This is a genomic window from Polyangiaceae bacterium (genome assembly GCA_016715885.1).
Classification (GTDB): Bacteria; Myxococcota_A; Polyangia; order Polyangiales; family Polyangiaceae; genus Polyangium.
Window position 1 is genome coordinate 155,012 of sequence record JADJXL010000016.1, and the last position, 25,242, is coordinate 180,253.

The 25,242-nt window shown below is 58.3% G+C and carries 18 protein-coding genes; 10 read left to right on the top strand and 8 right to left on the bottom strand.

Features of this window, described 5'->3' with window-relative positions; all coding sequences use genetic code 11:
- Nucleotides 1–204 precede the first annotated feature (204 nt).
- Nucleotides 205–1,404: a hypothetical protein gene (locus tag IPM54_18185; GenBank protein MBK9261716.1), complete on the top strand. Its 1,200-nt coding sequence runs from the start codon at nt 205–207 to the stop codon at nt 1,402–1,404.
- Nucleotides 1,405–1,543: 139 nt separating this feature from the next.
- Entirely contained in the window at nt 1,544–3,925 is a 2,382-nt protein-coding gene (locus tag IPM54_18190; protein MBK9261717.1) for a TonB family protein, read from the top strand.
- Between the two features lie 293 nt (nt 3,926–4,218).
- On the opposite strand, the gene IPM54_18195 is transcribed toward IPM54_18190, so the two are convergent.
- Entirely contained in the window at nt 4,219–6,348 is a 2,130-nt protein-coding gene (locus tag IPM54_18195; protein ID MBK9261718.1) for a hypothetical protein, read from the bottom strand.
- Between the two features lie 191 nt (nt 6,349–6,539).
- The gene (locus IPM54_18200) at nt 6,540–8,393 is read right to left on the bottom strand and encodes an acyl-CoA dehydrogenase (GenBank protein ID MBK9261719.1); all 1,854 of its coding nucleotides are present in this window, start codon (nt 8,391–8,393) and stop codon (nt 6,540–6,542) included.
- Between the two features lie 374 nt (nt 8,394–8,767).
- Here IPM54_18200 and IPM54_18205 point away from each other — a divergent pair, with 374 nt between their 5' ends.
- The 4 genes from IPM54_18205 (at nt 8,768) to IPM54_18220 (ending at nt 13,847) form a co-directional block, all read left to right on the top strand.
- A complete protein-coding gene (locus tag IPM54_18205; GenBank protein MBK9261720.1) occupies nt 8,768–10,264 on the top strand; it encodes an alkaline phosphatase family protein in 1,497 nt (498 codons plus the stop codon).
- Between the two features lie 95 nt (nt 10,265–10,359).
- Nucleotides 10,360–11,241 carry an amidohydrolase gene (locus IPM54_18210; protein ID MBK9261721.1) on the top strand — a complete coding sequence of 294 codons (882 nt, stop codon included), beginning with the start codon at nt 10,360–10,362 and terminating at the stop codon, nt 11,239–11,241.
- Nucleotides 11,242–11,524: 283 nt separating this feature from the next.
- On the top strand, nt 11,525–12,493 hold the full coding sequence (locus IPM54_18215) for a hypothetical protein (GenBank protein ID MBK9261722.1): 969 nt from the start codon (nt 11,525–11,527) through the stop codon (nt 12,491–12,493).
- Nucleotides 12,494–13,349: 856 nt separating this feature from the next.
- A complete protein-coding gene (locus tag IPM54_18220; protein MBK9261723.1) occupies nt 13,350–13,847 on the top strand; it encodes a hypothetical protein in 498 nt (165 codons plus the stop codon).
- A 115-nt stretch (nt 13,848–13,962) separates the two neighbouring features.
- Here IPM54_18220 and IPM54_18225 read toward each other — a convergent pair whose 3' ends face one another.
- Both IPM54_18225 and IPM54_18230 read right to left on the bottom strand, forming a co-directional pair.
- Nucleotides 13,963–14,901, bottom strand: coding sequence for a hypothetical protein (locus tag IPM54_18225; GenBank protein ID MBK9261724.1), 939 nt, complete (start codon nt 14,899–14,901; stop codon nt 13,963–13,965).
- A gap of 24 nt (nt 14,902–14,925) precedes the next feature.
- Nucleotides 14,926–16,314 (bottom strand): hypothetical protein, encoded by a 1,389-nt coding sequence (locus tag IPM54_18230; GenBank protein ID MBK9261725.1) that lies wholly within the window; start codon nt 16,312–16,314, stop codon nt 14,926–14,928.
- Between the two features lie 296 nt (nt 16,315–16,610).
- Between IPM54_18230 and IPM54_18235 the strand changes: the two genes are divergently transcribed.
- From IPM54_18235 to IPM54_18245, 3 genes are all read left to right on the top strand, one after another.
- Entirely contained in the window at nt 16,611–18,239 is a 1,629-nt protein-coding gene (locus IPM54_18235) for a PAS domain-containing protein (protein ID MBK9261726.1), read from the top strand.
- 94 nt (nt 18,240–18,333) lie between these two features.
- A complete protein-coding gene (locus IPM54_18240) occupies nt 18,334–19,920 on the top strand; it encodes an Ig-like domain-containing protein (GenBank protein MBK9261727.1) in 1,587 nt (528 codons plus the stop codon).
- The gene (locus tag IPM54_18245; GenBank protein ID MBK9261728.1) at nt 19,917–22,151 is read left to right on the top strand and encodes a hypothetical protein; all 2,235 of its coding nucleotides are present in this window, start codon (nt 19,917–19,919) and stop codon (nt 22,149–22,151) included. Before IPM54_18240 ends, IPM54_18245 begins: the two co-directional genes overlap by 4 nt.
- 2 nt (nt 22,152–22,153) lie before the next feature.
- Here IPM54_18245 and IPM54_18250 read toward each other — a convergent pair whose 3' ends face one another.
- From IPM54_18250 to IPM54_18260, 3 genes are all read right to left on the bottom strand, one after another.
- Nucleotides 22,154–22,612 (bottom strand): hypothetical protein, encoded by a 459-nt coding sequence (locus tag IPM54_18250; GenBank protein MBK9261729.1) that lies wholly within the window; start codon nt 22,610–22,612, stop codon nt 22,154–22,156.
- A gap of 82 nt (nt 22,613–22,694) precedes the next feature.
- Nucleotides 22,695–23,441 (bottom strand): VIT1/CCC1 transporter family protein, encoded by a 747-nt coding sequence (locus tag IPM54_18255; protein MBK9261730.1) that lies wholly within the window; start codon nt 23,439–23,441, stop codon nt 22,695–22,697.
- A 100-nt stretch (nt 23,442–23,541) separates the two neighbouring features.
- A complete protein-coding gene (locus IPM54_18260) occupies nt 23,542–23,736 on the bottom strand; it encodes an Em GEA1 (EM1) (protein MBK9261731.1) in 195 nt (64 codons plus the stop codon).
- 641 nt (nt 23,737–24,377) lie between these two features.
- On the opposite strand from IPM54_18260, the gene IPM54_18265 reads away from it, so the two are divergent.
- Complete coding sequence (locus IPM54_18265; protein ID MBK9261732.1) at nt 24,378–24,848, top strand: DUF3365 domain-containing protein; 471 nt, start codon at nt 24,378–24,380, stop codon at nt 24,846–24,848.
- A 155-nt stretch (nt 24,849–25,003) separates the two neighbouring features.
- On the opposite strand, the gene IPM54_18270 is transcribed toward IPM54_18265, so the two are convergent.
- Nucleotides 25,004–25,234: a hypothetical protein gene (locus IPM54_18270; GenBank protein ID MBK9261733.1), complete on the bottom strand. Its 231-nt coding sequence runs from the start codon at nt 25,232–25,234 to the stop codon at nt 25,004–25,006.
- Between the last annotated feature and the right edge of the window lie 8 nt (nt 25,235–25,242).

Below are 25,242 nucleotides of genomic sequence, written 5' to 3' on the forward strand. Positions count from 1 at the left end.
AACCCCCCAAATTTTCCTTATTTCAAATTGAACTGCGATCCACCCAAGCCGCCATAGCCATCGCGCTACATTACGTAGCGATTCTTTGGTGCTGCTGAAACGCAAATATGCGTCCTGGCACGGCGTTCGCACGAATGCATGGCAGGCGGGCGTGCCGAGCATGACGAATGTGCTACACGAGCAATTGGCACTTGGGGGGCATTCATGAAAAGCATTATTGTCGCATTGGTACCGGTTTTTCTCGTTGCGTGTGCGCCAGGGGAAGAGCCGCTTCTTTTGGGCGCAAAAAGTGCTGGAATCGTGCCGCTTGCAGCGCCCATGCCGGGGCAGGGAATTCAGCTTGGAATGACCAAGACGATCGCGCCGGGTGAAGAATCTTATGGTTGCCGGCTTTTTCAAGTGCCCGATGACGGCATGTTCGTGCACGAGCAAACCGTATATTTCGGTCCCGGTGGTCACCACGTGCTCCTTTACAAGACGCCCTATGGAGCGATTCCCGAAATGGCCGAGACCGGTGCGCTCATCGACGCCGCGGAAGTTCACGATTGCTCGGAAGGCGTCACGGCGCTCTGGAAAGTCGACTCCGTGCTGGGCGGCAGTGAAATCATGGATCATCCCGGCATGCTCCGCGGGCTACCCGAAGGGGTAGCGGTCCATCTTCCTGGAAAAACCGTCGTCGTCATGAGCGTACATTATCTCAATGCTTCATCCGAACCGTCAGTCGTGGACGCACGCATGAATTTGAATTCCATACCGGCGCAAGATGTGAAAATGGAGGCGGGGCTGCTTTATCTCGACAATCAGCTCCTGCACGTGCCGCCGATGGGCACTTCGCGCGCGCGTATGCGATGTCCCGTTCCGAGCGACGTGTTCATCGTGAATCTGCAATCTCACATGCATGCTCGCGGTCTGTCCTTTTCGGCCGAAGCGTTCGATTCGGGCGGCATGTCATCGGGCATCATGTACGAAACACAGAAATGGCTCGAACCTCCAGTGCAAAGCTACAAGCCGTTCATGGAGCTCTCCGCAGGGCAAACGATCGAGATGCAGTGCAATTATGCCAGCAGCGAGGCTCGAACGATTGGCTACGGGCCGCAAGCGTCCGATGAAATGTGCCAGCTCATCGGTCCCTACTTTCCTCGCGACGAACGATTCGAAGCGTGCGCGAATGCTGGTGGCGTGTTTGCTGCCGAATGGATCGGTCATGGGTCGTCCAGCGGAAAAAAGACGCGCGAGTGTCTCGAATGCGGGATTGACAGTCCCGACTATGTCGGGTGCATTTACGATGCCTGCCCGGCAATCGCCGCCCGCGTTTCGGCTGCGGTACGTTGCGAGCTTGCTCGAGGGGCCAGGGCATGCGCCGCCGAAATGAACGCGCTCGCGCAAGCGACGTGCAGCAAATGAGTTCGTCGTGCAGCCGCAAGGCGCGTCGCATGGACTGACGTCATTCTTGGCCTCGATATTTTGTAAAGTTGTGTAGGGCCCGTTCACGTGCGACGAGTTCGTGGTATCGTGCGCCAAAATGGTGTCGTCGCGCTTGGGGATGGTTAGGCATTTTGCGAGCCTTTCACTTGCATTTGCCGCAGCTTTGGGATCTGGCGCATCGTATGGTGCAGATCCTCCAAAAGCGTCGCCCCAAGCTCCGGCGCCCGCGCCAGCACCGAAGCTCGTTCCGCCGCGGCCGCTGGTGGCGCTCGAAGCGGGATATCCTGACGGTTTGCCCGCGAACGAGCAGCAAGAAACCGACGTCGTACTCGAGATTACGGTAACGGTGGAAGGAGGTGTGAAGGAAGCGCGGGTGGTGAAGGGGGACGAGCCTTATGCGGGTCAAGCGACGCGCGCGGCAGCTCAATGGCGTTTCGATCCGGCGACGCGAGATGGGAAGCCGATATCGGCGAGAATTCGGGTGCTCGTGCATTTCGTTCCGCCGAAGGTAGAGGAAGTCCCTCCGGAGGCCGAACAAGGGCCAGCGGGCGCGCAAAACGCGGGTCAGAATGCACCGGCCAAGCCGAAAGCGGTGGTGGCGCCGATTGAAGTGATTGCCATTGGGGAGAAAAAGGCGCCGGGCACGGTGACGCTCGGGCGCGCGGAGGTGCGCGTATTGCCGGGAGCTTTTGGGGATCCTTTTCGAGCGATCGAGGCATTGCCGGGGGTGACGCCGATTTTATCGGGCGTGCCATTCTTTTACATTCGCGGAGCGCCGCCGGGCAATGTGGGGTATTTCCTGGACAACATCCGCGTGCCGTATTTGTACCATCTTGCCTTGGGGCCATCGGTCGTCAATCCGGCGCTGGTGGATCGGGTGGATTTGTATCCTGGAGGTTATCCAGCTCAATATGGGCGGTTTGCCGGTGGTATCGTCGCGGGGGAAACGACGAAGCCGAAGGCCGAATTTCGGGGCGAGGGGAATCTGCGGACGTTCGATGTCGGAGCCTTGGTCGAGGCGCCGCTCGGGAGCCGCGGGTCGGTGTTGGCGGGCGGGCGTTATTCGTATACTGCGGCCATGCTTTCGCTGTTCGCGCCCGGAACGACGCTCGATTACTGGGATTACCAGGCGCGCGTTTCGTATGACATCACGCCATCGCAACACTTGACGTTATTTGCGTTTGGCGGGTACGACTACTTGGGTCAAGAAGACGATAATGGGGTCGAACAGACGGTGTTCAATGCGCAGTTTCATCGCGTGGATCTACGTTACGACGTGGAGGTTGGGTCGCGAACGCGGTTGCGGCAAGCAGTGACGTTCGGCTACGATCGCACGGCATTGGGCGGTCAAGGTGGCGTGTATGCGCGAAATTTTCTCTTCGCGGCACGAAGCCAGATTCTACATCGGGTCAATGAATCGGTGCTGATTCGAGCGGGCGTCGATGCAAACTTGGATTCGTACGACATTTTCGCGCCCGACGACGAGAATGCGCAAAATTTGTTCGATGTGCTGTTTCCGCCGCGGCAGGACATTGCGGCGGGCGTTTATGCAGATGCCGTGATCGAGACGGGACGCGGGGTCGAATTTACGCCAGGAGCGCGTGTGGATTGGTTTGGTTCGCGCGGAGCAACGGCAATGAGCGCCGATGTGCGTCTGGGTATGCGCGTGCCCGTGACGAAGAAGGTGCGGCTGCTCTCTGCAATGGGTTTGGCGCATCAGCCACCGTCATTCGTATTGCCCGTGCCAGGGCTCGCGATTGGTGAGCTTTCGGGTGGATTGCAAACGGCTGCGCAATCGAGCACGGGGGTCGAGGTGGATTTGCCGCTCGGGTTCAAAGCGAGTGGGACGTTTTTCCTGAATGGCTTTTTCAATATGAATGATACCCTCGGGACGGCCGATCGCGATGGCCCTCCTCAGAATCCGGGAGGACCACCGGGAATGGGGCCTGGGCCGGGAGGACCGCCGGGGATGGGGCCTGGAATGGATGAGCCTCGGCCAAACGAACCGGGTCCTGCGGTGCTGAATGAGCGGGCTCTGGGAAATGCAATTGGGCTCGAGATTTACATTCGCCGCAAGTTGACGGAGCGTCTTGGTGGGTTCGTCTCGTACACATTGTCTCGATCGACGAGAAAAATTGGGAATCGAACCACGGTGGCTTCGTTCGATCGAACGCATGTGCTAAATGGTGCGATCTCATTCGATGCGGGGCGCGGATGGCGGCTTGGGACGCGTGTCGTGTTTTATACGGGATTGCCGGTCGAGGAGGATGTCCAAGAGCAATGGGGAAGCGATCGGCTGGATCCGTTTTTCCGCATCGACGCGCGCGTGGAAAAGCGCTGGAAGATGAAGAACAAGCGGTGGCTGTCGCTGGTCGCCGAAATGCTCAATGTGACGCTGAACGAAGAGCCTACGGGCTTGGGTTGCACGCCCGACGGATGCAAGCAGAGTTATATAGGACCGGTTTCGGTGCCAAGTATTGGGCTAGAGGGGGGATTTTAGAATTTGGGCGGTCGTTCGGCATTGGCCGCCCTGAGAGATGTACGATTTCTCGGCGGTCGTTCGGCATTGGCCACCCCGAGAGATGTACGATTTCTCGGCGGTCGTTCGGCATTGGCCGCCCCGAGAGATGTACGATTTCTCGGCGGTCGTTCGGCACTGGCCGCCCCAAGAGATGTACGATTTCTCGGCGCCCGCGGTGCCCCCCAAACTCGCCTGCTTCGCAGGCTCGAACAGTGGGACCCCCCGCGAGCGCCGAGAAATCGTGCATCTCTCAGGGCTTGTCGTTCATCCAATCATTCGGTTGGATCCGACGAGAAGACGTCGTCGTCGAGCACCAGTTCGCCATTGACGATTTTGCCGGTCTTCGTAAAAAGGCTGGTTTTCCCATCGCCGTCGAGGTCGCCTTCGGCGGAGACTTCAAAACCGTCTTTGCCCGGGTCGGGGCCGCCGCGCTTGGGGCCCTTGTAGCCACTGCCCTGAATGTATTGATATTGGTAGCGGAGCGTTTCCGTCGTGAAGTACCCCAGGCATTTCCAGCCGGTGGTAGCGTCACCGGAATCCCAATCGCTCCCTGCTCCCATGGTTGGCGTGTGTGTGGTGCCCTTGGGAATGGTTGCAGGGACAGGGACGGATGACTTGCAGAGGTTGTTCGGTGTGCCTTTGCCCTCGTGGTAGGCGCGCCGGGCGGAGCTCGCCATGAAGTACAGCGTCGATTTGGCTTCGGCCGCTTTGCTCTTTGCAAGGTAGGACTTCATTCCCGAAACGGCGAGCGCTGCGCCAGTTCCAATGAGGCCCATTGCGCCACCACCACCAAGAGCCAATTCGAGGCCACGATCCGTGGGGCCGAGCGTGAGAGACAAGAATGCAGGGCCCAGTGCCCCAGCCGATGTTTTGTCGCCTTTTGCTTCGACGAGGGCTTGCAAGGTCGCTCCATCCAAGTATCCGAGCACGTGCGTGGCGGGCTTTTCCTTTGCTCGCGCATCGGCAAATGCAGCGGTGGATGCGAGCGTTTCTTTGGCCTTGCCAAACTTGGCGAGCGCTTCTTTCACGATGGCTTTGTCGCCCGTGCCGATGACGACGACGCCCTTGCGCGACTCGATGCGAACGAATTCCTTTTTCTTCTTTTGGGGGTTTTCGACCGATTCAATGACGTTGCCGCGGACGGAAGCCTCTTTCGGCTTCTTTTTCACCATCGTCGTGACCACATTCCAGATTTTTTTGTGGGCAGCTTCGTCTTTGGTTGCAATTGCAAAAACCACCGCCATGTGTGCGAGACCATCGCTCTTATCGAAATCGAATTTTTTCTTTGGATCGCGATAGACACCCACCGCAAAGTCGTCACCGAGCGCGCCGTCGATATCGGCTAAATCGAGGCCGAGCTCGGCGGCGCCTTCTTTGGCTACCCTGAGCTTGTTGGTGTCGAGTGCCTTGTCGTACATCGTAATGATACTCACCAGGTCTTTACCGGCCGCACGTTTCAATGAAACGCCGAGTGCGCCAATCGTGCCTTTGGGCATTTGTCCGATGACGTCCTGGGACGCGGGCGCAATGACCGAACCTACGGGCGGATAGGACGAACCATAAAGGTTCAATCGGAGATCGAGCCCGAGGCTTTGACCCGGTGTCGTGAGCGATGCGAATAGGTCCGAACCTTTTTCGACGGAATCTCCGAGGATTGGGTGCATGTCGACCGAGACGAATACATCATTGGCGCGTTCGGCGACGTATCGGCGCGACGACGTATACGACGGGAGCGCGCCCGTCGCGACCGAAAGGCTTTGCGCGAGAGCTTCGCGGGTGGCGCATCCGAGCAAAACGCCGGAATCGGCGAGCCATACGCCGTGGGCGGGGGGGTTGTCCGCATCCTTTTCGTTGGTAATGGTAAATCGAGCCCCATCGCGTTCGACTGCCTTGGCGGACAGGGCCAATTCGACGGGGCGTGGATCGCGGAATCGAGCGGCCAAACAGGCGGCGTCTTCCGCGGCTTTCTTGGCTCCTGCGTCTTTCTTCTTGGGATCGGCGAAGATCACCGCGCCATCGAAGCTTTCGATGAGGCTTTTCGCAACGGCGGCTTCGAATCGCGATTCTTTTCCGATCTTGTCGAGGAGCTCTTTGGTGATGGCTTCGCGCGTTTCGGCATCGAGCGCAGCAACGACTTTATCGAGGCGCGGGACATTGACGATGACGGGCGTGTCTGCGCCGATGAATTGGAAAAGCGAGGTGACCTTGGTGGGCAATGCCGGCTCGGGCTGCGCGACCGGGGCAGCGACGACCATGTCCGCTTTATTGCTGGGCGCTTGCTCGGCTCGAGGCTTTGCTGGGGCGGCTGGGTTGACCACGGGGGTTGTCGTGGTGCCTCCACAGCCAGCGATGCCGAGCAAACTGAAGAGAAAGAACGAGCTGCGGAACTGCCGCGTTGTCATGGATGCGTCCTCCGAAAACGGGGGCATCAGAGCACAGATTGGCCGGAGAGAGAAGGTGCACCTCACCCCCCAACCCCCTCTCCCCCTCGCTACGCTCGGCGGAGAGGGGGAGCCAGAAGGCGTTTTCATAACAGGGGGTTAGGGGGTGAGGCGCGTCGCGTCAAATTCGTTTGACGCCAAATTGTTTGACGTCAAACTGTCGCGAACGCTTCGTTCGGAATATCGAGCGCCGAACGATCCTCACGACCGAGCACATCGGCGTGAGAACGCACTTCTGGCAAAACGTGCGTGGCAAAGTACGCCGCTGCGTGGTGTTTGCCCTGGTAGAACGCTCGCTCCGCCGAGTCCTTCGGAAGAGCCTGCTCCTTTTCGGCTGCGATGACCGCACCCTCCAAAAGAAGCCACCCAACCGACAGCGCGCTCATCATTTCGAGGAACCGGTTGGCAGCAAGCGGCACCAGGTTCATGCGTCCCGATTGGAACCACATGAGCAGCCGCATCGCCGTGCCCGAAACCGCTTCTTGCGCCGTCCCGAGCTCGTTCACGTACGCGCCCAGCGTCGGGTGCGCTTTGTTCTTTTGCACGAACGTTGCGACGTCGCCAAGGAACTCCTGGAGGTTCTGTCCGCCGCGTTGCGGCAACTTTCGTCCGACCAGATCCATGGCTTGGATGTGGTTGGTTCCTTCGTAAATGGAGAAGATTTTTGCATCGCGGCAGTACTGCTCGACCGGGTAGTCCTTGGTGTACCCCGCGCCGCCGTAGGTTTGGATTGCCAACTCGCACACGCGGAAGGCTTGATCCGATGCATAGGCTTTCACGAGCGGCACGAGCAGGTCGACTTGTCCCTGATGGTATTGCGCCTTCTGATCGTCGTTGCCTTTGAGGAGCTGCGCCATGTCCGAGTGCATGGCGAGCTTGACGGCAAGCGCGCGGATGCCTTCGACCTTGGCTTTCATCTCGAGCAGCATGCGACGCACGTCGGCATGTTCGATGATGGGCACGCGCGGAGCGGTGGGGTCTTTCCAGTGGTTGATCGACGGCCCTTGCAGCCGTTCGCGCGCGTAGTCGAGCGCGTTCAAGTACGCCGTCGACGCAACGGCGATGCCCTGCACGCCCACGAGAATGCGCGCGCCGTTCATCAAGCGGAACATCTGCGCCATGCCCGCATTTTCAACTTCGCCCACGAGCTCGCCGATGCAGTCGTCGCTCTCTGCGCCAAAGTTGAGCACGCACGTGGCCGAGCCGTTGATGCCCATCTTGTGCTCGATGGCGCCTACGCCGACGTCGTTCGGCTTGTCGAGTGTTCCATCTTCGTTCACGCGGATCTTCGGCACGATGAAGAGCGACAAACCTTTCGTGCCAGGAGGCGCATTGTCCACGCGAGCGAGCACGAGGTGGATGATGTTTTCCGCCAGGTCGTGATCTCCACCGGTGATGAAGATCTTCGTTCCGCTTATCTTGTACCGATTGCCGTCGATTTTCTTTGCAGTGGTGCGAGCTGCGCCGACGTCCGAACCCGCATGCGGCTCGGTCAAGCACATCGTTCCACCCCAAGTGCCGCCGTAGAGCTTGCCGAGCAAGAGCGACTTCTGACGCGCTGTGCCGAAAACATGCAGGACTTCCGCGACGCCGCGCGCGAGGCCGCCGTACATGCAAAATGCAGGGTTTGCCCCGGCCATGAGCTCTTCGACGAGGATCGTCAAGCCTTGCGGCGCTCCTTGTCCGCCCCATTCCGGATCGACCCCGACGCCCTTCAAGCCGGCTTCGTACATCTGGTCGTACGCGGATTTGAAGCCTTCGGGCGTGATGACTTTTCCGTTTTCGAGCCGGCAGCCGACGCGATCACCAAGTGTATTGAGCGGTCCGAGGACGTCGCAGGCGAATTTGTAGGTCTGGTCGAGCACCATCGAGGCTTCGTTCAGACCCCACGCCTCGTAGGGCGGTTTTTCGAGCAAGTCGCCGAGGCGGAACTGGTCGAAGAGAAGGAACTTCATCTCGCGCAGGTCGGCTCGATAGCGGTTTTGATATGCTTGCGTGTTCGACACAGGGCCTCCTCGGCGCCGCCCTGAATGCGTGAGGTCCGCTTTCCGACCTCGACATGGCGCGCAACGAATGGTCGTTAGGGCAGTTGACGCGTAGCACGATGCGGCGTAGTTCGCACACGAAAGATTTTCGTAGAACGGGTTTTTAGGGGCACGGGCTGAGCTGTCTGTCGGGACACACTGCCAATGTTGAGTGTCCTGACAAGTGGCATCGAAGCGGCTCGAGAGACGTCATTGGCGTGCGTGACGAATGCAGAATTCGAGTTTCGACTGTTGGAATGAATAGCTTTATAAAGATAGTCTTCATGCAGGTTTTTCAACTCGAGACTTGATTATCGCCTCATTGTTTTGTAATTTTGTTCGCACGGAGGCTTGAAATGAAAAAACGAGCGAATGATGATCCGTCTCTTGCGCGCAGGCGGGTGCTCGCGGGTCTCGGCGCAGCCCTTTCGTCCGCAGCCATCGGGTGCGGAAGCGAAGCGTCCACCACGATTGGATCGACCGCTGGCGTTGGCGGTGCGGGTGGCGAGGGAGGCAGCGGCGGAATGGGAGGCGCCGGAGGCTCCGGCGGGTCTGGTGGTTCCGGGGGCGGCGGCAGCGTCGATCTCTGCCAAGATTCGATGAATTTGTCGCCCGAAGAGCTGCTCGCGCCCATCGACACCTTCGTGATTCTTTGCATGGAAAACAGGTCATTCGACCATTATTTGGGGGCTTTGCGATTGATCGAAGGGCGGGACGTCGTCGGGCTCTCCGGTTCCGAGACAAACCCGGCCCCGGATGGCACGTTCGTGAACGTTTTCAAGCTCGACAACTTCACGCCCGAAGATCCGCCGCATGGCTGGGACGCATCGCACAATCAGTTCAATGGCGGGAAAAACGACGGGTTTGTCCTGGAGCATGCCGGCGCGAGCCAAGCCGAGGCGATGGGGTATCACGTACGCGAGCACATTCCCGTGACGTATGCGCTCGCGGATGCGCACGCCGTGTGTGACCATTGGTTTGCTTCGGTCATGGGTCCGACGTGGCCCAATCGTTTTTACTTGCACGGGGCAACGAGCAAAGGCCAAAAAGGCAACCTTCCCGTCTTCGGCTACAAGAGCATCTTTGGCCTTTTGGATGACGCCGGTGTGAGCCATCGCGTCTATTACCACGATGTTGCCTGGTGCTCCGGTGGGTATCTGAAGACATCCGGACTTGCGCCGGTCGAGCAATTCTTCACGGACGCGGAAAAAGGAACATTGCCCAATGTGGTGTTCATCGATCCGCAATTTTTCGGTCAAGGGGCAAACGACGACCATCCGAGCCACGACGTGCGCCTCGGCCAAGCCCTCATCGCGAGCGTGTATTCGGCGCTCGGAAAAAGTCCACAATGGGGCCGCTGCATGTTCATCCTGACGTACGACGAGCATGGCGGGTTTTACGATCACGTGCCTCCTCCGACGACGGAAGACGACGAGGCCGAATTCAGACAGCTTGGTTTCCGCGTGCCGTCCATCGTGGCAGGGCCTTTTACGCGAGCAGGATGCACGGTGACGACCGAATTCGAGCATGTATCGGTGCTGCGTACCCTCGCACGACGTTTCGGATTGCCGTCGCTCAATAAGCGCATGAGCGCGGCGAACGATTTGTCTTCGTGCATTCAGCCGGCCTATTTCGATGCGCCAAGGCCTGCGGTGGCCATGCCGGTGGTCGATGTACCGATGAGCAAAATCATCGCGCGGCCCGTCGACGATGCCACGCATCCGGAAATGCGAGCAGCCATTGAAGGAGGTTTGGTGCCGCGGCATTTGGATCGACGCTCGGAAGGCCTTTCGATTACGAAACGTGTGCTCGCTGCCGGCGAGCGGCTTGGCGCTGTGCGGGTGCTGCCATGATCGTTCCTGCTTTACCCGCAGCACACCACAGCACGGAATCGGTTCCCTGTTGCGTTTCACATTTCGCCAGTACGATCTCGTCGATCGCGAGCGGAATGGCGCTTCCATTGCCAGGGCTCGACGATGAGGAAGGTTTGTCCGTACCCGCAGAATTGCCGCCGGTCGTCGATGCGCACGTCCACGTCTTTCCCGACGCTGTTTTCCGCGCCGTCTGGCGCTGGTTCGATGCATTCGGTTGGCCCGTTCGTTACAAGCTCTTCGCGGACGAAGTCATTCAGTATCAACTCGAACGCGGCGTTTCGCACCTCGTGCTCTTGCATTATGCCCACAAGCCGGGGATCGCTCGTAGCATGAATGCATTCGTCGCGGATCTCGTGAAACGGCACGAGCGTGTCACGGGGCTGGCGACGGTGTTTCCCGGAGAAAAGGACCAGGAAGAGATACTCGCCGAGGCGTTTGCCCAGGGACTTCGCGGAATAAAATTGCATTGTCACGTGCAAGCAATGCCTGCGGACGACGAACGGCTTTGGCCCGTTTACGGATTGTGCCAGAACCGAGGTTTGCCCGTGGTCATTCATGCGGGACGGGAACCTTGGAGTGACAACTTGCCATGCGATCCATACGAAATTTGTAACGTCGGACGAGTGGAGCGCGTGCTCCGAGCGTTTCCACATTTGAAGCTGTGCGTACCGCACCTGGGAGCCGACGAATTCGCCGGTTACGCCGAGCTTTTACGCAAATACGAAAACATCTGGCTCGATACGACCATGATGGTCGGCGAATACTTCCACGTGGTGAACCCCTGGCCGTCGGTGCTTGCCAGGCCCGAACGCGTGCTTTTTGGCACCGATTTTCCCAATATACCGTACGCGTGGGATCGAGAAGCAAAAGCCATTGTTCGAGCGAAATTGCCCGATGCGGTCGTAGAGAAAATCGTGGGAGGCAATGCGCGGGAATTGTTTGGTTTGGGGCTGTGATACGAGCGCCATGCTACGCTACATCCAAATGCACAAGAAAAACCTTTGGCCAAGAGGCTTGTTCGCGCTCGTCGCGATACCGCATCTAGCATGCAGTCGCACAGGTCTTGAAGCGGAGTCTTTCATAGAAGAGCCTTTCTGCCCAGCGCAATTCGCGGATTGTGACCAAGATACTGCCAAGAGTTGCGAGACGGATCTCGCTTCATCGCACGACCATTGTGGCGCATGTGGAAATGTGTGTCCGGTTGACCTTTATTGCGCATCTGGCGAATGTCATGACGGCATGGATATCGTTCAGGTCGAGGCAGCAGCATTCGCCACATGCATCCGTCGGGCGGCGGGAACGGTCGAATGCTGGGGGCAAAACGACGTCGGTCAGCTTGGTCGTGGATTTGCCGGCGAGCCGGGTCCTCTCGGCAAAGTGCTCGAACTGGAGGATGCTGTTCAGCTTTCCGCGGGTGGTCGACATCTCTGTACCCGTAACGTTTCAGGGACCATTATGTGCTGGGGATACAATCGCGAAGGTCAGCTTGGCGACGGCACAACTACCGATCGATGGTCACCGGTAGAATTATCGGACATCTACGACTCTGTGTATGTCACAGCAAAAGGGAATACATGCAGTATTCGGCCAGATGGTTCGCTTTGGTGCTGCGGTGAAAATAAACTTGGGACACTTGGGACCGGGCTTAATATTGGTAACCAAAAAACGCCGAGCCCCGTGATTGGCCTTGACCATATCATACAAGCCACCGGCTCCAACTGCGCCGTAGAGGAGAATGGACGTCTATGGTGTTGGGGGTTCAATCAGTGGGGTGAAGTTGGCGACGGCACGCACAATAATCGGACGACACCCACGGTCATTCTGAATGATATGGCGAGCGTTTCGACGTGGGGTGAAATCGGATGCGGAGTTGATTTATCGCGCCGAGTATGGTGCTGGGGGTTCTTGGTTGGACCCGTTCCTCTGCTAAGAGACGGTATCAATGATGCGGTCAAAGTCGCTCCTGGACGCGAACATGTGTGTGCTCTTCTGGCATCCCGCGAGGTCGTCTGCTGGGGGCGAAATGGGGGGGAATGCTCGGCGCTGGCGATTTCAAGGACCATCCAGAAAATGTCCACGTCGAAGGGCTTTCTGACGTCATCGATATCAGCGCCGGGAGCTATCACACCTGCGCGCTTGAAAAGACAGGCCACGTACGATGCTGGGGCAAGAATGACTTTGGGCAGCTCGGGGACGAAACAACGGTAAAGTCGCCTTTCCCGGTTGAAGTGCAGAACCTGCCGTGATCCTTCGCGCGTGCAGCAAGGCGTGCGCACGGTTCTTTCGAGGCAAAACAATTGTGAGTACTTCGCGAAGCCATTGCGACTGCTGCGAATGCATATGGACTGATGATATGCGTGGCGGTTGCTGAATTATCGAGCATCTTGCGACGGCGGAGGGCAGCCGCCCATTGAGTCAACGCGTCTATGCCAAGGTACCTGCGCGACGGCAGTAAAACATCACGACATCGGGATCCGAGCATCACGACATCGAGATTCCAACACCATGACATCGCGATCCGAACATCACGAGCTGCCGTATTCGATGACCGTGCACGTCAGCGGCCGATCACGATTTCGCGATCCCAAAAGCCGACCTCGCATGCCGCGCATCCAGCATTCGAATGCCCAACTCGCGATCTCGATACCCACCACGCCCGACCTCGATACCCAATATCCCGCCCTCGGGAGTTCAACATCCCGACATGGGACCATTCGACACCGACGTCGCGTCGTTCCATCCACGACATCGCGTTCGCAACCCACGATGCCGCATCCTGCGGAATACGAACGCGCGTTGTTCATATCCAGACGTCACGACTTCAGATCACGACCTCGCACATCCGAAACCCGACCTCGTGACCCCCGAGATACGATGTCGTATCCCCACGATCGCGATATCGTATCCCCACGGTCACGATGTCGTGCTTCGCACTACAAATGAGTGACAAAACGGCACCCATAGCAAAGTTCCAACGGTCTGCGGCGCACAATTTTCTTGATCCTTCCCTGCTTCGCGGGCGATCGTCAGCGAACACCGTTTCGTCTACAACCGAGGAGGATTCATGGCGCGTATCGAAGGCCCCAAGTTCCCTGGCCCTTTCATCGTCGACCTTACGCCGGAGCAAGCGCACCTGGTCGATCTAGCACCGAATGCGATGCAAGGTGCGCGTGGGGTGCAGCCCAACATCGAGGGTGTATTGGAGGAGCTGGCGGCGGCCATTCCGAAATATGCGAATGATCTCGAGATCCACCCCGATATTTATCCTCGCATTGTTGAATCGACCGCGGCGATTCCGGAGCTGGCGTCGAAGGTCAAGAAGTTGGAGAAGCTCTTGGAGGTCGCAAAGGAATCGCTCGTGCGGCTGGTGAACAATCGTGAAGAGGACATCAGCGACATTGGTGCGCGTGCGGCCGACAAGGGTACACGGGGCAAAAAGAGCGAATTGCTCGCCCATTTCGAGCAGACGATCAAGTATCGCTCGCAGATCGCCGAAAAGGCGGCCAAGACGCGCAAGAAGAATGCTGCGGCCGAGGGCAATGCAGGTGAAGGGGAACCCTGATCGGCGCTAGGGTAAAACGGATCGACCAGCCATCACGTCCCACCTTTCGAGCTGCGTTTTCGCAACGCGCGCGATTCACGCATTCAAGTCGCCAAGATCAATTGGCCCGACGTGGTCACGTCTGGAGATACGGCTGTTCGTGCTTTTCGTCTTCGAGCCAAACCGGGATGAAATCGCAACCTTGGTATTTGGCTTCTTTTTTGGTTTTGGCGCGGAGCAGATTCATGACTTTGGGGGTGACAAGCACTCCGGGATGTGACCACCGGCCTTGTTGGACTTCCTCCTCGGTTGTCCCGTATTCGCCCAGCCATTCCCAGGTCCGGTTGAAGTCATGGATATTGGCCAGGTCCTCTGCGCGATAGGTGATACGCAGCGGTTGATCAGAAACGCCGGTAAAACCGCCACGATGGCAGGTGGGGCACACGCCTTTTCGATCAAGGTAAGAACTGGCCGCCATGGGAGGCATGACGTGTTCGATGACCGCTTGTTGCCACCGAAGTTCGGAGATCTCGCCGCTCTTTCGTTTGACGGACGCGGGCCAAAAGACCGCCCCCGTGATGTTGGCGGCAATGAGCCGCTCCACGTCGGTATCTCGAATCAAAAGATCTGCATGATTCGTGGAGGCGACGCGATGTTTTTCGACGGTGCGCAACTCAATATCACCGACGATGAGCGGTGAAGTTTGTCGCGCTCCTGTGGCGCAGGTGGGACAAGCTTGGGACATGTCGTAGGTCGTGCCAAAACGAGGTCCACCCCATGCGCTTGCATCGATCCAATTGGACACGAAGAGCAAACGTGCCGCTTGAAGCTCGTCTTCGGTATAGATGTCGTTGCGATTGATCCATGCTTTTGCTCCAGCATCCGCAAGCAGCGCAAGCAATTTGGGCACACGTGCATCGTTGTTGTCGAGCTGGAGCGTCACATCAATTCGCCCGAGAATCTTGTAATGAGCAATTTTTACCACCTCCTTTTCACATTGGCTGGGACCTAAGATAGCGTCGGCCCCGCCAGAAATGTCGGCCGCATCAAATTGAATTTCGACAACCGTTTGCATATTCTCATGGCCTCGGTAGTGTCTCTAGCGGAGAAGAGCGTCAATGGCTTCCAACCACTCTGGATGCTTCTTGTATACGTCTTGGTAAATTTCGCGTAACTTGGCCTTGGTCATGTTTTCTGGCTTTACACGCCTCCATGCTGCTTCGAGCGCTGCGCTGATTTCCTTGTGCTCTGCATCCGTGAGAATAACGGAGGGTAGTTTCTCGTAATCGTCGCGGCTGTGCAACCTGTTGAGCGCCCTTCTCTCGAAAATTTTGTGCGCTTGGAACTTGCCGCCGAGGTCTTTCGTGAACTTCTGCCCGAGTTCGAAAGGCATGATCGTCTGCATTTCCTCCAGGCCTTTCGCCATTTCGTATTGGCCGTGGTTCTTGATGAGATCGTCCGTGACCTGCATCATTTTTGCATCGGCTTCTTTGATGATGGTGCGCTGACCCCGTTTGGCAAATTTGACGATATCGTCGATGAATGATTTGGGGCTCAGGTTCGCCGAGCTGAGGATTTGCAGCGTCGCCACACCGGCTTGCAAGAGCGGAAAGCTGAATCCGCCGACGTTCTTGCCTCCCGGAATGCCGTGGCGCGAGCCGTTGGGATTCTTCAAATTGCCTGACGTATCCGCTTGGGACAGTGCACCCGCAACGGCGAGGTTATGGGCGATCGCCTCGAATGTGCTCAACGGCGGACCTTGGCCCCCGGGGCCGGATGTCGCGGTTGTTTTCTCGTTGCCTTTCTTTGGCGTCGTGGTCGTCGTTGATGCCGAGGAGGTCGATGGACTCGTCGCACCGGATTGTCGAGATGCCGCACTTGCCGTGACCCATTGGTCGTACGGAATAGGAGCTCTGCCCGGGCAGCGGATCTTGGTATCTTTTCCAAAATTCCAAATGGATTCCGATGGAGCTTTGGCGTCAAAATAATAGATCACTGTGGCATTGGCGGTTTGTTTTGCATAATCGGCAGCATTGGTGATGGTTGAGGTCCCCTTGATTCCAGGGCCGCCGTGCCATTCATTGACAGTGATGCCCTTCGGACGAGCACATACGCCGATGCGCGGAAGCGACTTCGGTGCAGAACCGGCCGAGGTGTTTGGCGGTTGTGCCAGATAACGGGCATCGGGACGCGTATGCGCGTACAAGGATTCCGAGGAAGGTTCGTCGACGTTGACCATGTTTGGGCACGACAAACCATAGTCGGATGCCATGACCTGGGCATTCTCGGTCGGCGCTACCGGGTTCACTTCGATAAATACGCTGGCCAATGGAGCATAACTGCGCAATTCGTCTTGGTGCTCGTCCGTGACGATATGCCCAGAATCCCGTTGTACCGCAAACCGTTTCACATGCTCGGGAATCAGACTTGGATGACAATGCACCTCGAGCGTTGCGGCCGACGGATTCAGCGCCTTCAGCTCGGCCATGGTCATTTGACAGCTCGATGTGCCCAACAGTATGCTTAGCCCCAGAAGCATGCTTTGATATGGGCGTGTTATCATGAGCACAAGTCATCATGCATGGATGACCGCGTCAAGGCCATCCTCGGATGGTGATCCGTAGCACATTTTGGCAATGCCGACGCGTTCTGGCGCGAGTCTTCCTTGACGTTGATCGTGTAGTGGCGCGATGATGCCGCACTGCGGAGATTCGTACGCACGAGGCGCGTGTCATGGGGGCATCGTCTCGTCGTGCGGGCTCGTAGAGAATCGTTTCGCGCCACGTGCAAAGCTCCAACATGATCGAAGGTGGTCTACCAGCCGCAGCCTTTGCCGTCTTTCCGGAGCCCATGGCGGTGGTCGTTGCGGATGCAGCGCCCATGGTGCGGGAGTCGAACGCTTCGTGGACGACTGCGTTTGCAGATGGTGCGTCGATTCTGGCCGCTCCCGCGGTCGCCGATGCGCTGTCGAAGGTGCTCTCCGGCGCTCAGTCTCGAGCGGAGGCGACGTTTGTCGGAGCAGACGCCGACCATGCGATCGTGATTGTGGCGATGCCAGGCACCGAGCGGCCGACGGCGCTCGTGCATGCGCGCGTCGCGGCTCGAAGGGCAGCTGCGGACATCCATAAAAACGCTGCCTTGCTGCACCGAATGCTCGACTGTTTGCCCGTCAGCGTCACGCTCGCCGACGGCGCAGGAACGAAGCTTTTTGCCAACGTAGCAGCCACGACCCACTTCGGCTCGACGGATGGCGACACGCGATCGGGCATCTTCGACGAGCTCGTCGACGCGGCCGATGTCCCCTTTGCTCGCGAGGTTGCCGCACGCGTTCTCGCGACGGGCGCCGAGGAAATCATCACGAGCGACGTGCAAACACCGCACGGAGTTCGCTCGATGTTTTACCACGTCATCGCCGTCGATGGTTCCGACGCGAAGGAAAAACTCCTGCTCTTCGTGGGCCGGGACGTGAGCGAGCAGTTTCGAGCTGAACGCGACGTGCGTGAGCAACAAGATTTCATTCGTCAGATCATCGACAGCGATCCGAATCTGATTTTCGTCAAAGATGCGCGCGGCAATTGCGTGCTCGTGAACCAAGCCGGTGCAGCGGTCTTCGGCAAGACGCCCGACGAGATCGTGGGCCAGCACGAAGTCGATCTGCATGACGATTCCGAGTACGCAAAGCGGTTCCTCGACGTGGATCAACGCGTCATCGCGACGCTCGACGAGTACACGACCGAAGAGTGCGTTCGGTGGTACACCGGTGAAGAGCGCTGGTATCAGACGACGAAACGGCCGCTTGTCCTACCAAACGGTGACGTGAACGTGCTGGGGTTCAGCGTCGACATCACCGCTCGTCGTGAAACGCTCCAGCGGCTCGAAGAGGCGGCGGCCGAGGTCGAACGTCGCGCTGCAGAAGCGTTTCGCCAAGCCGAAGCGAAGGCGGCGCTCGTCGAAGAGCTCGATCAGAAGCTCGGGATCATCGAGGCGCAACATCAGGAAATCCTTGCCTTATCCGCTCCGCTGCTCGACGTCGGCGAACGCGTGCTCGCTGTTCCCATCGTCGGAGCGCTGACGGCGACGCGCACCATCGAAATCATGACGCGACTGCTCAACGCAATCGTCGAGCGTCAAGTGGAGCGTGTCGTCGTGGACTTGACGGGTCTCGAAACGATCGAGATGGACACGGCCGACCAGCTCATGGGGATCATTCGCGCCATTCGGTTGCTCGGATCCGAAGCGGTCATTACGGGCATTCGTCCTGCGGTGGCGCAGACCATCGTCGAGCTGGGAATCGACCTGTCGGCGTTCAACACGAAGCGTACGCTGCGCGCTGCGCTCCTCGGAGCCACCGGCGCAGGTGGTGCCGCATGGACGCCGCGCATTCGGCGCAAGGCAAATTCGTCGCGCCGATGACGCATTGACTTCTCACCGATTGAAGTTTGTCCGAACGCTTGCAATGAGCAGCGAGCATCGGTATTGACTTCGATGGGTGGCGAAGGAGTGCGCAATGAATGAGAATCGGTTTGGCTTTGGGTCGATTGCGATGGTGGCGCTTTTGGCGACGTCGATGGCAGGTTGTGGTCCCGAAGCTCCACCTGCGCCGATGGGCCTCGTATGCAATGCGCCACAAACGGTCGAGCTGCCATCGTCGCCATCGCGCGCGCTTGGTTGGAAAGGGCCCGGAGGTCCAAAGAAGACGTTCACGACCGATCTCATTGGTCAAAACTGCGCATTTTTGGATGGCGGCCCTGAAGACGACGTCGATCATCACAATGCTGTCACCATGCTCGATGGGTATTTGGTGATGCCATGGGCGCCCGAATGGGGAGGCGGAGGCATTTCGATGTTTTCCTTCGACGACCCGTGCGCTCCCGTTGAGGCGGGCACGGGCTTCTCGCCGCTCATGCGCGAAACGCATGCAACCGGGTTTTACAAGAAAGATGGATGGCAAGCCGTCGTCAATGGAGTGAGCGGCGTTCAATTTTGGGATTTGTCGAATCCGCAATTGCCCGTCGTGACGAGTGATCTTTCGATCAATGGAGTTTTTTGGCCCGACGCGTACGCGCGTGTCGTGCTCTCGGTGTTTTGGCAAGCGCCCTACGTTTACGCGGCGGCTGCGGACAACGGCATTTTCGTCATCGATGCGGCCGATCCTGCGAACCCGGTGCTCCTGACGAAATACAAATTCGATCCGCCCTTGCGAGCGGGCGGCATTTTCGCCGTGGGTAACTTGCTCGTCGTGACCGCCGCCGAAGGGTCACGCACCGTGCTGCTCGACATTGGGACCGACCCGGCGCGTCCCGAGCCGATTCCGGGGGGCACGTTCGAAATCGAAGATGGCAAAGGCAAGAAGCACGAAGCATATCACGCACACGTCAATGGCAACATGACGCTCTATGCAACCAAGACCGATGGCGGTGGCCTCATCATGTACGACATTTCGGACCCCGAGGCGCCGAAGTACGTGGGTGATTACATCGCGCCCGATGGCAATGGTGGATATGTATTCGTCAAAGAGGGCGTCGCATTCGTTGGGCAAAGCCATTTTGCGGAAGCGATCGACATTTCGGATCCGACCAAACCTTCGCTGATTCAGCGATTCGACCTCACGGGGGACCTCGATACGATCATTCCCATCGGAAACGTCGTCGTTTTGAGTGTCGACGACAAAGCGGACAAGGATCGTGGCAGTGCGGTGGCACCATTTCGCGAGGCGCCCGATGTGGCGGGGCCGGTCGTGACGATGGTGCATCCGCGCGATGGAGCGACGGCGCAGCCGATTACGTCGCGTATTGGCCTCACGTTCAATGAATTCGTCGATCTTGGGTCTCTCTGGGAGGGATCGTTCATCGTGCGCGAAGTGGGGACGACGAATCCTATTGCGGGACATTATTCGGGGCAAGAGGGTATCGTGAATTTCTGGCCCGCTTCTCCGCTTGCGCCTGAAACGACGTACGAAGTGGTCATTCCAGCGGGCGGCGTGGTCGACTTCAATGGCAATCCCACGACGACCGAATTCCGCTCGACCTTTACGACGGGACCGTGCGCGATGCCTCCCGCACCCACGCCATACGTGGAGGAGGAGCCGGAATGATGCGCCATGCCAAACTGATTCTTGCGAGCCTATGCCTGACGAGCGTCGTGGGCTTGTCTTGCACGGAAACGGAGAGGGCGCCGCATGCGGACACTGTTCCGCTGAAGGTGATCGGCATCGATGGCCCGGAGGTCGCGTACGTCGGTGAATCGACGTGTTTCACGGCGACTGTCGAAGGAGCGGGACCGGGCGCGATGGCCGCGTGGGACATGGGTGACAAGACGAAAATCGAGCTGCCGTACAAGCAGCAGGTTTGTCACACCTATGCATCGCCCGGGCAACGATTGATCGGCGTTTCGGTGACGTATGCAAATCAGCGACGCGCGGCGACGCGAGGGATTTCCGTCGTGCCGAAGCCAATGACAGAAAGGCCGACGGCATCGAGCACGATTGCGCTGGATGCGGCGCGAGGCCGGCTTTGGGTCGTCAATCCCGACGCCAATAGCGTGTCGGTCTTGTCGATCGAGCCTTTGGAGCTGCTCGACGAAATTCCCGTTTGCGGTCATCCGCGTACGGTTGCCGTAAGCGGTGACCGTGTGGCGGTGACTTGTCAATCCGACGGCAAGATGGTCGTGCTCGGTGCCGAGTTTTTCGGAGTGGTGGGAACCGTCGATTTTGGCGCAGGGACCGAACCTTTTGGTGTGACGGCAAGTCCGCTCGGAAAAACGTTTTACGTGACGTTATTCGGTTCGGGGGAGCTTGCGACCGTCAACATCGAAAAATTAACAATATCGTCCAGACTCGCGGTTGGTCAAGACGTACGCGCCGTCGCATCCATTGCGGATGGTCTGGTCGTCGCGACGCATTGGCGCGCGACGGCAGGGGGGGCTCTCGTCACGTATGTCGACGCTCGCGATGCTGCAGCGCCCGTGTTGATGGGACAAGTCGTATTGCCGCCTCTCACGGGTATCGATAGCGACACGAACAACAGCGGTGTAGCGAGTTTTCTTGGACAAGTCGTCCCTTCGCCGGATGGTCGTCGCGCAATCCTGCCGTCTCTGCGGGCGAATACCGTGACGGGAATGTATCGCACGGGCAAACCATTGAGCTTCGAGACGACGACGCGAGCGGTGTTATCGGAAATCGTGATGGATGGTCCCGCCGCGGTTCCCATGGATGCGGCATCGAGAGTGTATGCTTTCGACGATCTGGATTTGGCTTCTGCCGCGGCATTCTCTCCAGACGGAGACCTCGTGTACGTCGCCATTCAGGGGGCCGAGCGAATCGAGGTGCGGGATGCATTCAGTTTCGACGTCGCCGGATCCATCGACGATGTTGGCCATGCGCCGCAGGGCCTGGTGCTTTCGCCCGACGGCCGTCGCTTGTTCGTGCAAGCGTTTTTGTCGCGTGCCGTGCGTGCGTACGACGTATCGGATTTGTCGATTCCTCCAAAGCCGCTCGCCGAAGTCATCACGGTCGAAAAGGAACCGCTCTCCGCTGAAGTTTTGCTCGGCAAACAAGTATTTTACAAAAGTCGCGATCCGCGAATGAGCCGCACGAGCTATCTTTCATGCGCGAGTTGCCATTTGGATGGCGATGGTGACAACCTCGTTTGGGATTTCACGCAGCGCGGCGAGGGCCTACGCAATACGATTTCGCTGCTCGGGCGTGCCGGAACTGCTCACGGGCCACTGCATTGGAGTGCCAACTTCGATGAAGTGCAGGACTTCGAGCACGACATTCGTGGACCCATGGGCGGAACGGGGTTTCTTCCGGACGATGTTTTTCATTCCGGAACGCATGATCAGACGCTGGGCGATGCCAAGGCGGGGTTGTCCCCAGAGCTCGATGCGCTCGCAGCGTACGTCGAATCGCTCGCCGCGTTTGGCAAAAGTCCGTATCGCCGAAACGAGCCTGCGTTTATTGCATCTCGTGAAAATGGCAGACAGATCTTCATGTCAGCGGAGGCCGGCTGTGCGACGTGTCATGCTCCGCCTCGTTTTACGGACAGCGCGATGACGAATGGCGTGCCGATGCTTCACGATGTGGGGACGCTCGGTCCAGGCTCCGGATCGCGTCTCGGCGCGCCGCTTACGGGCATCGACACGCCGACGTTGCGTGGGCTCTGGAGCAGCGCGCCTTATTTGCACGATGGATCTGCGTTGACGCTCCGCGCGGTGCTCGTCGAAAGAAATGGCGGGGACAAACACGGCAAGACGAGTCATCTTAGTGAAGCGGAGCTTTTGGATCTCCAGAATTACTTGCTCACCATCGACGACGACGAGCCATAGATTCATCTGGCAGCGCGTAATTTTTTAACGGTGAGGACAGCGGAAAGCGTTTCGAATATTTCCACTCGAGCACCGAAAACTCGCAATGCAGCCGCGGCTGCATGAACGGAAGCCAAGTAGATTTTGCTCGAATTTTCGGGTGGAATGACGTAACCAACGCCGAGCCGCGGCCCGAGCTTTTTCGCTGTTTCGACGAGGAGCGATCGGACAGCAGGATCTCGTTTTGTCATCAAACGAATGTCAAGCACAATCGTGAGCGGACCAGTTCCGGGAAAACGAGCGAGCAGTTGCGCAACTCCGGCGTTGACCAGCCATGCGGCCATCTCGACGGTCAACTCGGACGAGCGGCTCATCTGAATCAGCGCGCCGGGGGGATCCGTAAACCAAGCGACGAGCGTTCCGCTAGGGTCACGCGCATGCGGCGCCCGGGGAAACGCGACGTGTGGCAACGAGTGATCCATGGATGGTCCAAGCGTATGATGCTGGACGTTCGCCCCTGAGCGCTCGGGGAAAGTGCATGAAGCAAGAATTTGCGCGGTCGCCTCAAGTTTGCACACCGAGCAGCGCACCAACGAGATAGCCCACGGCTGCGGCTGCCATTCCGATTGCGGATAACTCGAGGCCGCTTTTGAGCCAGCTTCCCGTGGTGACGTGAGCCTTGTAGGCGCCGACCAGAAATAGCGTTACCGCAGCAATTACGACGGACGCAACCATTGCGCTTGCCACAGGCAATGCAAGGAAAGGAACGAGCGGCACGAGCGACCCCACGATGGCGCTCGTGCCAACGATGATCGCCGAGCGCAATGCGCGTTTCTTGTCGACTTTCACCAAGTTGTGCTCTTCTGCCATCATTACGGCGACCCAAACGTCCTTGTTCGAGGTAATCGTATCGACGACTTTTTCGAGCAGCTCACCCTCGAAACCCTTTTTCTTGTATATCTCGCGGATCTCGTCCTTCTCCAAATGGGGTACGGCTTCGATGTGCCGCAATTCGCGAGCGCGCTCGCTTTCGTACACATCGGCGTCGGCGGTCGTGGCGGTGTAAGCGACGGCGGCCATGGACACCGACTCTGCCATTGCAGCGGCGATGCCTGCCACGAGAACGATGCGCGTCGAATGCGTTGCGGCTGCAACGCCAAGGATGACTCCGAGAACGTTGACGAGCCCGTCTTGTCCGCCAAGGATGACGTCGGAAATGCCCGCAGCTCGACGGTGTGGATCGAGCCGAAGGTGAAATTCTCGGTCCGCTTGGGTTGCGTACGCCTTCGATGCTCCGCGTGAAGGACTCATTCGGCCAAGCATAGCCAGCGGCATGCCAATGGCCATCGTCACCACAAAATGAGCGACGGGCCACCGGTGAGGGTGACCCGTCGCCGTGGTTTCGCGACGACTATTGTTTCGAACCTCCGCCTTGCTCCTCCTCGGCTTGCTTGCCTTCCTCGATGAGCTCACGTACGCGCTGGCCGCCTTTGTGTCCGATTTCCGAGTAAAACTCGGAGCCGCGTTCATCGCGTACGGTTTCTCCTCCTTTACGCCCAGCTTCTTCCACCGTCATCTGGCCCTTTTTTTGTTCTTGTTGTGCCATGACAATCCCCTCTTGTCGCGACGGCATGCTCGCATCGAGCTCGGCAGCGACGTCCATTCGTCCCGCGTTACCACGCGAGCACCATCGTCTCGAAAGCATGCTTGGGGTGGCCGTCTGGGCATGTCGAGCGGTTCCCGGGCGCATGGTGGACGTATGGATACGTTTTTCTTGGCAGCACACGAACAGATTGGACGCTTTCGGCCCATGCTGCCCGATGTTACTTTGAGTAAAGAAATCCGCAGGATTTGCGTGATTGCGCAATTTATGCGCATCGACATCCGTGGGGTTCGCGAACGGTCGAGGTGCAGCGACATTGACTGATCAACATTTGATCACGTTTGCCGCCAAACGGCTGACATGTTTGCCTTGTCACGCAATGACGGTTCCTTGCCCACGCCGCGGTTTTTCCTTGAAATCGAAGTGCGTTAGGGGTTTTTTCTGGATTGCAGTTTGGAGCAACGTCGAGTGCGAGAGATGGATGCGGCGCGCGAGCCGCGAAAGACTTGGAGGAACACGTGAAGAAGCGAGCAACGTGGTCGAGCGTTTGTCTGTTGGGTACGCTTGCCGTGTCGGCCGTCGCCGCGGTCGGGTGCGGAAATAAGGGGGGCGATGGCGCTGCCGGAGGCGTTTCGCCGCAAGTCATGACCGACGCCATCTTTGCCGTCATCTCGGCCGATCGCGCCGTGTACACCCGCGAGGTCGTCAACCGCCTGCAAAACGACAAAGTTGTCAATGCTACGGAACGTTATCAGGACGAAAAGACGTTACCGCTGCCCGCAATGATGCTCCGCATGGGCGCCGAGCACGCCAAGAAGACGAACCCGAACTTTTCATATGCTCTGCTGTCGCTCTGGGCGATCAACAAGCAAAATGCGGCGAAGACCGACGTGGAGAAAGAAGGACTCCAATTCGTCATCGATAACGCGGGCAAAAACTTCTACAAGGAAGAAACGCTCGGCGACAAGAAATACTATACCGCGATCTACGCCGACAAAGCCGTCGTGGAAGCTTGCGTGACTTGCCACAACGAGCACAAGGACAGCCCAAAGAAAGACTTCAAAGTGGGCGATACGATGGGCGCCCTCGTCATTCGCGTACCGCTCAACAAGTAACGAGCTCAAACCAAAACTCGATCTGAACGCTCGCGAAGCGCGCGTGGGACGCGCGTTTCGCGAGTTCAGTCACGACGGGGTCCAAGAATCAGCGCGACGCCGTATGCGCCCTTCAGCGCGGCCGCGAGGGGGAATTCATGCTCTGCCCCTCGAGCTCAATAATGCTCGTCGAGTACTTTGGCGCTCGTGGTGGAATCGAACGTCTGATTGCACTTTCGGCAGCGATAGCTCACGCGCGTCGGACGGGCGGAAATTCCGAAAAAAAGCCGCAAATAGCCGGAAAACGTATATTTACCCTCTGCGCTCACCATGTGATGCTTTCTGTTGTGACCGCAGCGACATGATTTTTCTTGCGGGGGCGAGGACGTGGTGGCTTCTTCTGGCATGACGCAAC

What these genes read in the sequence shown, in the direction of transcription:
- IPM54_18185 (MBK9261716.1), top strand. Translation starts at nt 205, where the DNA reads ATGAAAAGCATTATTGTCGCATTGGTACCGGTTTTTCTCGTTGCGTGT.
- IPM54_18190 (MBK9261717.1), top strand. Translation starts at nt 1,544, where the DNA reads ATGGTTAGGCATTTTGCGAGCCTTTCACTTGCATTTGCCGCAGCTTTG.
- IPM54_18195 (MBK9261718.1), bottom strand. Translation starts at nt 6,348, where the DNA reads ATGACAACGCGGCAGTTCCGCAGCTCGTTCTTTCTCTTCAGTTTGCTC.
- IPM54_18205 (MBK9261720.1), top strand. Translation starts at nt 8,768, where the DNA reads ATGAAAAAACGAGCGAATGATGATCCGTCTCTTGCGCGCAGGCGGGTG.
- IPM54_18210 (MBK9261721.1), top strand. Translation starts at nt 10,360, where the DNA reads ATGGCGCTTCCATTGCCAGGGCTCGACGATGAGGAAGGTTTGTCCGTA.
- IPM54_18215 (MBK9261722.1), top strand. Translation starts at nt 11,525, where the DNA reads ATGGATATCGTTCAGGTCGAGGCAGCAGCATTCGCCACATGCATCCGT.
- IPM54_18220 (MBK9261723.1), top strand. Translation starts at nt 13,350, where the DNA reads ATGGCGCGTATCGAAGGCCCCAAGTTCCCTGGCCCTTTCATCGTCGAC.
- IPM54_18225 (MBK9261724.1), bottom strand. Translation starts at nt 14,901, where the DNA reads ATGCAAACGGTTGTCGAAATTCAATTTGATGCGGCCGACATTTCTGGC.
- IPM54_18230 (MBK9261725.1), bottom strand. Translation starts at nt 16,314, where the DNA reads ATGGCCGAGCTGAAGGCGCTGAATCCGTCGGCCGCAACGCTCGAGGTG.
- IPM54_18240 (MBK9261727.1), top strand. Translation starts at nt 18,334, where the DNA reads ATGAATGAGAATCGGTTTGGCTTTGGGTCGATTGCGATGGTGGCGCTT.
- IPM54_18245 (MBK9261728.1), top strand. Translation starts at nt 19,917, where the DNA reads ATGATGCGCCATGCCAAACTGATTCTTGCGAGCCTATGCCTGACGAGC.
- IPM54_18250 (MBK9261729.1), bottom strand. Translation starts at nt 22,612, where the DNA reads ATGGATCACTCGTTGCCACACGTCGCGTTTCCCCGGGCGCCGCATGCG.
- IPM54_18255 (MBK9261730.1), bottom strand. Translation starts at nt 23,441, where the DNA reads ATGAGTCCTTCACGCGGAGCATCGAAGGCGTACGCAACCCAAGCGGAC.
- IPM54_18260 (MBK9261731.1), bottom strand. Translation starts at nt 23,736, where the DNA reads ATGGCACAACAAGAACAAAAAAAGGGCCAGATGACGGTGGAAGAAGCT.
- IPM54_18265 (MBK9261732.1), top strand. Translation starts at nt 24,378, where the DNA reads ATGACCGACGCCATCTTTGCCGTCATCTCGGCCGATCGCGCCGTGTAC.
- IPM54_18270 (MBK9261733.1), bottom strand. Translation starts at nt 25,234, where the DNA reads ATGCCAGAAGAAGCCACCACGTCCTCGCCCCCGCAAGAAAAATCATGT.